Source organism: Streptococcus pseudopneumoniae (assembly GCF_001072375.1).
GTDB classification, from domain to species: domain Bacteria; phylum Bacillota; class Bacilli; order Lactobacillales; family Streptococcaceae; genus Streptococcus; species Streptococcus pseudopneumoniae_L.
On the sequence record NZ_JVKV01000120.1, the window covers coordinates 1 to 829 of the forward strand.

General features: G+C 43.9%; 1 protein-coding gene. It reads left to right on the forward strand.

Translation table 11 applies throughout. The features are described from left to right. A partial coding sequence (locus ADH31_RS10320) for an accessory Sec-dependent serine-rich glycoprotein adhesin (protein WP_193389770.1) occupies positions 1-829 on the forward strand: 829 nt, incomplete at both ends.

Genomic DNA, 829 nt, shown 5'->3' on the forward strand with positions numbered 1-829 from the left:
AAAAATGTTTTTTAGACGTCAGGAAGGACGATATAGAGAAACAGACCGAGTAACGAGGTATAAATTGATCAAGTCAGGGAAACACTGGCTTCGAGCATCTACCTCTCTTTTTGGTTTGTTCAAGGTTCTTCGTGGTGGTATTGACACAGCTCAAGTTACAACAGAAGTCGTTGAAGATCGTGTTTCAACATCCCTAACTGGGCTTGATATCCTCAAGGGGATAGCTGCTGCGGGAACCGTCATAGGTGGAGGGATTGCGACTCAATCTCATGTCTATGCTAATGAACAGACTGCTGTTGAAAAAGTGGTTGAAGGTAAGAAAGTTCTCGCTAATGCGGAACAAGCTACCTTGGGAACAGTTGATCAAGATGATCAAGCAACACCAACTTCAGACACAACTTCTCAGTCATTAAGTGAGAGTGAATCTGCATCAGAATCAGCAAGTGCTTCAGTTTCAGCATCTGCTAGTACAAGTGCAAGTCAGTCAGCAAGCACATCAGCGTCTGAGTCTGCAAGTACCTCTGCCTCAGCATCTGCTAGTACAAGTGTCTCTGAATCAGCAAGTACAAGCGCATCTGAGTCTGCTTCAACAAGTGTTTCTGTTTCATCTACTGCAGTAGGCTCTCAAACAGCTACGAAGGAAACTGTAACTGATACAAGCACGCCAACTGATAGAACAGATGAATCGTCAGAAACGCCATCGACAACTTTAGAGGGCAAGGTAACCTTTGCTAACCAAATTTCTAAAGTAGAGAAAGTTGGAGATTCAACTACCAACTTATCGTCTTCTGCAACGGATCTTGTAGCCACAACTGCTGCTACAGAAGCA